This is a genomic window from Paracoccus niistensis, assembly GCF_042432925.1.
In the GTDB taxonomy this organism is placed as follows: Bacteria; Pseudomonadota; Alphaproteobacteria; order Rhodobacterales; family Rhodobacteraceae; genus Paracoccus; species Paracoccus niistensis.
Genome location: NZ_JBHLWE010000011.1, coordinates 1 through 6,422, shown reverse-complemented (window position 1 = coordinate 6,422; position 6,422 = coordinate 1). Strand labels below are relative to the sequence as shown.

Below are 6,422 nucleotides of genomic sequence, written 5' to 3'. Positions count from 1 at the left end.
AGCAGGTTTGTGCCGCTGGCATCGTTCAGCCGGTCGTTGCCCGCCCCGCCGTAAAGCGAGTCGTCGCCCGCATCACCGATCAGAACATCGTTTTCGCTCCCACCAAACAGAATGTCATTTCCAACACCACCTACCAGCGTGTCGTCATCTGTGCCTCCCGAGAGGATGTCATGACCCTCCTCCCCCCAGAGGCGGTCCAATCCTTTTCCACCTTCGATTAAATCGTTCCCGTTGCCTCCGTAGATCGTATCGGAGCCCATGAAGCCATCGATGCTGTCGTTGCCCGCCTCCCCGGAAATCCAATCGTTTCCGCGACGAGTTACAATAAGGTCATTCTGGGCAGTGCCTTTTTGAGATACTGGTGTTGCAAGATCATCTTTGGTTGAAAGATCATGGCTTGCACGAAAATCGACACTCAGAGCAGCAGGAATGAAATTAATGGGATCTTCATAACGTACGACCGGCAGAACGGCCGGAAGCCTATGACTCCAGTGAAGGAAGTGCCCTTCATCAGCCCAGGTTCCATCAGGCTGGAGCTTCTGTCGCGCCCCCTCAAGATTGTAGAGAGCCCGGCCGCCGATCGAGTTCTTCATCTCCAGCCACTGTTGGCCATTATACAGGATCACTTGGACATCGAAGCCCTTTATTGCCTGCGGACGAGAAAGATCAAGCCGTTGGGAGCCAATGAAGATACTGTCTTCGGACGTCAGATCGTCAATCCGCCCGACAACTGTTCCGCGCATCATCTCGAGATTCTGAAAGACGAACCTGTCTGCTCCCTTTCCCCCAAACACATGATGACCATGTTGGATCGTTTTCAGACCAAGAACATCCAGGTTCAGATTCAGAATATCATCCCCGTCGCCCGCCATGATATGGATCTGGTCTTCGGTTCTTCCACTTGTCTTGGCATGGAAGGTGTCGTTCCCCGACGTACCGCTGGCCATATCCGGGCCGGCTCCGGCCGAGTTGATGATGTAGGTTCGTCCCTTATCGGAAGGATGGTCCGTGATGCTGGGAAGAGAGTGGTTCATCTGTCCTCGACATGCGCTGCATGTGACGGACATCACACTCTGTGGTTACTGCCTGGCAGCCGATGAGTGAGTCAGGATAGTCCGCGCACGTAATGATCATAACTCTACCAAAACGCGTTAACTCGTGACACCTGCTCTCTTTGAAGTAGATTAACGTTCCATGCAATCCCCTGCCCTCGAGGTGAAAACCTTCCGAGAAGCCTGATTGATCAGCTTCCGCTGACAAGCAGCGGCCATCGGGCGCGTCGATGGTCCTGCGAGAGGGCGGGCAGAGACATGCCCAGAATGTGCAGGCAAGCGGCTAGACTGCCGAAACTACGTCCGTCTTGGAAAAGTCATCACCGACGTAGAGGAGTGGGCTTCGTGTCTCTCGTGCTAGCGCATAGGCAAAGCAATCACCGAAGTTGAGCCCTGCCGGATGTTTGCCCTTGCCCCATGTGGCGTAGGCTTCGGCTACGCGCGCAGCCGCGGCAGCGCTCACGGGTATGACCTCTACACCACCCTCCGCCACGAGCATGGCCATCTCCTCTCGAACTCCACGATTGCCGGCAACGATCAAAGCTTCGGCAAGCGTGCCCGCAGAGATCAGGAGCCGCGCATCGGATTTCAGGATAGAAGCGCAGACCGCGCCCACAGGCTCGCTCAGGAGCACCGCTATCAGTGCCGATGTATCGAGCACCACGGGACTTGGAGTTTCAAAAGTTTGCCTGGCAGGTGCAGCGGGCCCCTCCCCTGCCCCGCTCAACCTGGCAGCCCGTTTTTATCGTAAAGAAAGTCTTGGCTGCGCGCAGCCTCGGGACCGCGGGTTGTGTTTCGGGCAGCGGAACGTTGCAGGGTTTCAAGGAGCCGTGCTCGTGCAGCTCCTGTGAAAGCTGGGGCTATCGGCACAATCCGCGCAGCTGGCTTGCCATGACGGGTGAGCACGACCTCCTCGCCTGCCTCCGCCTGGCGCACGAGATCGGTCAGGCGAGCCTTGGCGTCCGACAAGGGGATGTGCATCGGCCAGATTCCTTAAGCATGTACCAAAAAAAATGGGCCATCGTATGGTCTGTATCAAGGGTGAATGTAAGTGGGATGCAAGGATCGCAGATTGGCGCATGGACCTTGAAGATGAAGGGATCCCAGAAGAAGCAGAACTCGCCTCGATACAAAGAAGGGCTACTTGATAGCTACTGTTTGATAACATTTTGTTACCTAGTAGCTACCAGCTATCATACATTTTTGCTACTTGGTAGCTATCTGTTAGCTTGTTAGTATAGTTGGATACTTGCTAGCTATTGGCTACCCTCTCGAGTGCAGGAATCGCCTGCCACCTTCATAGAGCGAGCTGTTCATGCCGACGATTTCGTTTGCCAACCCGAAAGGCGGAGCGGGCAAAACCACCTCTGCGCTTCTGCTCGCCTCCGAGTTGGCAAGCCGGGGAGCACAGATCACCATCATCGACGCTGATCCGGAGAAGTGGATTTCTCAGTGGGGCAGGCTGGACGGAAAACCAGAAAATCTCACCATCATCAGCGAGGCAACCGAGGACTCGATCGTTGACCAGATCGAGCAGGCGGCCGCCAAGTCGCAGTTCGTTATTGTCGATCTCGAAGGAACGGCCAGTCTCATGGTGGCCAATGCAATCGGCATGTCCGACCTCGTCGTGATCCCCACGCAAGGAGCCTCAATGGATGCAAAGGGTGCGGCCAAGACGATCAGGCTCATCCGCAATCAGGAGCGCCTGACGCGCCGTCCCATCATGCACAGTGTTCTGCTGACCCGCACAAGTGCAGCTGTCACCTCGCGCGCGCTCAAGAACGTACGGGACCAGCTCGACAAGGCCGGTATCGAGGTGTTCTCGACCTCGATCGTGGAGCGGGCAGCTTACCGGGACATCTTCGATTATGGTGGGCTGCTGTCTGATCTCAGGGATGACCAGGTCAGCAACATCCAGAGAGCACGGGAGAATGCCCGAGAGTTCGCGGGCGAAGTGATCGGCAAGCTCAGGAAGGGCGGCACGGCCGCCCAGGTGGCCTGACATGGCAAAGGAGCGCGCAGATCTGGGCTTTGCCAACGCTCTTGATGAGTTCAATCCGGCGGAGTGGCAGCCAGCGACAGAGAGGGCGGATCGGCAGAAGCCAGAGAAAGCAGCAAGCCGGATGGTTGCCGAGGCATCCGGTTTCAAGAGCCGTGAAGCGCCGACGGCCGAGAGGGCGGGGGAGGGGAGTTCTGCACCCCGCAGGCGGCGCACCGGACGCAATGCCCAGCTCAACCTGAAAGCCCGTCCTGATACGATCGCGGCCTTCTGCGCCGTTGCAGACCAGCAAGGGTGGGGACTGGGCGAGACCCTGGAAAAGGCCGTCGCCTTGCTCGAAAAGGAGTATGGCGGCTCCTAGATGGCCTCAGGGCCGCCAGCGCTTCGCGTACCATATGGTACAGAACTTCAGGAAGTGCTTCTCGGGATGGTTCGGCGTGATCTCATTTGAACCGCGCCGTGTGTGGATGCCCCCTATGATGCAAGCGGAATGTGAGCGGCTCGGGGCTGTGCAGTGAGGTGCGGTCGTGTGTCCGGCCTCATGATGCGGCCTTCATGCGCCGCGGGCCTGTATGGAGATATGCGGATCGCGTCCCTATCGGGTTTGCGCGCTCAAGGCGCTCGGTGCGGTTCAGGTTCGCGCGATCCCGTCTCTTCGACTGCAGCCCTTACCCCTCTCTTGCCCTGCTTGCACTTCCCGGCGGTCCGGCAGCTGACGGTGGTCAGGCCGCCATCGCCGGAACCCGGTAGTTCTGTTCGCGCACGGACACCGCCCAGATCGTCCGCGCCATCTTGTTCGCCAGCGCCACGACAACCAGCATGCGGGGCTTTCGCGCCATCATGCGCTTGAGCCATGATCCCCCGGGTGCCCCTTTGCGCGCCGCCCAGCATACGACGGCCGAAGCTCCGATGATGAGCAATCGGCGGATGTCGCGTTGGCCCATCTTCGAGATCCGGCCGAGCCGTGTCTTGCCGCCCGTCGAGTTCTGTTTCGGCGTAAGCCCGACCCAGGCGGCGAAGTCACGGCCGCTGCGGAACAGGTTCAGGGAGGGACAGAAGGCCTTCACGGCCGTCGCGCAGATGGCGCCGACGCCGGGGATCGTCATCAACCGCGCCACCTCGGGGTCCTTGGGCGCGCGTTGGCGGATCTCCTTCTCCAGGGTGGCGATCCGCTCGGTCAACTCGTCGAACTGCTTCAGCAGCATCGAGGCAAGCTTGCGCGCCGTCTCCGGCAGGGCCGAGACATCTTCCTGGATCGCTTGAGCGAGGCGATCCGTGCGGGCATGGCCGGCTGGCGCTACAATGCCGAACTCCGCCAAATGTCCGCGCAGGGCGTTGATCGTCTGAGTACGCTGCCGAACCCAGAGATCGCGGGTGCGGAAGAGCATCCCGTTCCCCTGCTGCTCTGCGCTCTTGACCGCCACGAAGCGCATCGTCGGGCGGGATGCTGCCTCGGCGATCGCCTCCGCATCGACCGCATCGTTCTTCTGGCGCTTGACAAAAGGCTTCACGTAGATAGGCGGCAGCAGCCGCACTTCGTGGCCGAGGCTCATGATCTCGCGCCCCCAGTGATGGGCGCTGGCGCAGGCCTCCATCGCAATGATTGCGGCAGGTTGCTGGGCCAGAAACGACAGGAGCCTGTCGCGCGACAGCTTCTTGCGGAAGACGACCTCGCCGTCCGCTGCGGCGCCGTGGAGTTGGAACGTCCTCTTGGCGAGATCGATGGCAATGATGGTAGCCTGTGCCATTGATGCCTCCCCTGCGATGTGGCTGCGGACACAACCACCTTGGCACGTTGCGATGCCGCCGGGCGGGGGCATCCACTCCATCGGGTCTGCCGGAGGCTGATTTCGATCAGTTGCGCGGCCATGGTTTCAGCTTCCAGAGCCGCGTAGAAGTTGGCGTCGGCTTCCGCTGGTGGAATGTTTCCGATCGGCTCGAAGAGACGGCGGTTGTTGAACCAGTCCACCCACTCCAGCGTGGCATACTCGACGGCCTCGAAGCTGCGCCAAGGCCTGCGCCGGTGGATGACCTCCGCCTTGAAGAGGCCGTTGATCGTCTCAGCCAATGCGTTCTGCGCCTTTGGATGATCCACTGGATCATCCAGTCCGCTGCCGCGGACCGGCTTGAACTCGTAGCTGTCTCCGAGGCTCACGACCGAGGGCTCAATACCGCAGGAGTTGAAGCCTCCGGCAAACCCGGCGCGATTAACAACCTTAAAGGTAACAACTCTATTTTTATGCAACTGAAAGCAGAGTAATAAGTTGCCTTATGCTTAGCGCTAATTGGCCTTCCGGAAGGATTCAGCCCATGCAGGTTCTTACCCCGCAGCAATATGCCCAAAGACTGATGACCACGTCTTATAGCGACGGCATGACCCGGACAATGCGTCCAGGTTCCGATGGTACCATCACCGTCAACCTCACCGACCTCACCGGGCAGGAGAAATGGCTTGCCCGCGCCACGCTGAGCGAGATCGGAGAGGTAACGGGTCTGAGGTTCCGCGAAACATCAGGCGCGGCCAAGATCACTTACAGCAACGATGGCACCGGGGCGAACACGCGCACCACGGCCTCGGGGACGACCATCAACAGCGCAACGGTGCGGATCGGCAACGACCGGGTCAGCGACACCGACAGCTACGGCAGCTTCGCCTTCCGCACCTACATGCACGAGACGCTCCACGCACTGGGGCTGGGCCATCCTCAGGACTACGGTCGGATCAAGGAGTTCTCGCAGTCGGCCATCGCCAATGACAGCTGGCAGATCAGCCTGATGTCCTATTTCGACCAGGACGAGAACACCTGGGTGAACGCGACCAAGGCCTATCAGCTGACGCCGATGCTGGCCGATTACCTCGCGCTGAAGCAGATGTATGGCCCAACGACGATCCATGCCGGCAACACTACCTACGGGGTCAATTCGAATGCCGGCGGATCGCTGGACGCGGTGGCATCCTTGGGCGGGCGGGTGACCTTCTTGATCGTGGACAGGGGCGGGGTCGACCATGTGAACTTCGCGTCCGGCACGGCGGCCCAGACGATCGATCTTGCCCCCGGCGCGATCTCCAGCGTGTCGGGCGCCACCGGCAACATGCAGATCGCCCCCGACACGCAGATTGAGAATGCAACTGGCGGCAGCGGCGCCGACAGGATCATCGGCAATGCGGCTGCCAACCGGCTGGTGGGGAATGGCGGCAATGACGTGCTGCATGGCCGGGGCGGCAACGACATCCTGAACGGCGGAAACGGCAACGACCGCCTATGGGGCGAAGCGGGAGACGACCAGCTTGTCGGCGGGGCCGGGAACGACTCGCTTTACGGCGGGGCGGGCAACGACCGGCTGAACGATGCCAGCGGCACAAACCTGCT

Annotated in this window: 7 protein-coding genes and 1 pseudogene; 3 read left to right on the top strand and 5 right to left on the bottom strand. The window is 60.1% G+C overall.

Features of this window, described 5'->3' with window-relative positions:
- The 3 genes from ACFFII_RS03655 to ACFFII_RS03645 all read right to left on the bottom strand — a co-directional run.
- Window positions 1–1,034 (bottom strand): calcium-binding protein (locus ACFFII_RS03655; RefSeq protein ID WP_377697545.1); only part of this gene is annotated, 1,034 nt, incomplete at its 3' end.
- A gap of 301 nt (window positions 1,035–1,335) precedes the next feature.
- A complete protein-coding gene (locus tag ACFFII_RS03650) occupies window positions 1,336–1,716 on the bottom strand; it encodes a type II toxin-antitoxin system VapC family toxin (RefSeq protein ID WP_377697544.1) in 381 nt (126 codons plus the stop codon).
- 59 nt (window positions 1,717–1,775) lie between these two features.
- Entirely contained in the window at window positions 1,776–2,033 is a 258-nt protein-coding gene (locus ACFFII_RS03645) for a type II toxin-antitoxin system Phd/YefM family antitoxin (protein WP_377697543.1), read from the bottom strand.
- Window positions 2,034–2,367: 334 nt separating this feature from the next.
- On the opposite strand from ACFFII_RS03645, the gene ACFFII_RS03640 reads away from it, so the two are divergent.
- Together ACFFII_RS03640 and ACFFII_RS03635 are read left to right on the top strand one after the other, a co-directional pair.
- A complete protein-coding gene (locus ACFFII_RS03640; protein WP_377697542.1) occupies window positions 2,368–3,054 on the top strand; it encodes a ParA family protein in 687 nt (228 codons plus the stop codon).
- A gap of 1 nt (window position 3,055) precedes the next feature.
- Window positions 3,056–3,412 (top strand): hypothetical protein, encoded by a 357-nt coding sequence (locus ACFFII_RS03635; RefSeq protein ID WP_377697540.1) that lies wholly within the window; start codon window positions 3,056–3,058, stop codon window positions 3,410–3,412.
- Window positions 3,413–3,773: 361 nt separating this feature from the next.
- Here the strand turns inward: ACFFII_RS03635 and ACFFII_RS03630 are convergent, their stop codons facing one another.
- A complete protein-coding gene (locus ACFFII_RS03630; RefSeq protein ID WP_377697539.1) occupies window positions 3,774–4,799 on the bottom strand; it encodes an IS110 family RNA-guided transposase in 1,026 nt (341 codons plus the stop codon).
- A gap of 113 nt (window positions 4,800–4,912) precedes the next feature.
- Window positions 4,913–5,224 (bottom strand): annotated as a pseudogene (locus tag ACFFII_RS03625) (integrase core domain-containing protein); the annotation flags it as partial.
- A 176-nt stretch (window positions 5,225–5,400) separates the two neighbouring features.
- Here ACFFII_RS03625 and ACFFII_RS03620 point away from each other — a divergent pair.
- Window positions 5,401–6,422 (top strand): M10 family metallopeptidase (locus ACFFII_RS03620; protein ID WP_377697538.1); only part of this gene is annotated, 1,022 nt, incomplete at its 3' end.

Coding starts and splice junctions, on each gene's coding strand:
- ACFFII_RS03645 (WP_377697543.1), bottom strand. CDS start 2,033: ATGCACATCCCCTTGTCGGACGCCAAGGCTCGCCTGACCGATCTCGTG.
- ACFFII_RS03640 (WP_377697542.1), top strand. CDS start 2,368: ATGCCGACGATTTCGTTTGCCAACCCGAAAGGCGGAGCGGGCAAAACC.
- ACFFII_RS03630 (WP_377697539.1), bottom strand. CDS start 4,799: ATGGCACAGGCTACCATCATTGCCATCGATCTCGCCAAGAGGACGTTC.
- ACFFII_RS03635 (WP_377697540.1), top strand. CDS start 3,056: ATGGCAAAGGAGCGCGCAGATCTGGGCTTTGCCAACGCTCTTGATGAG.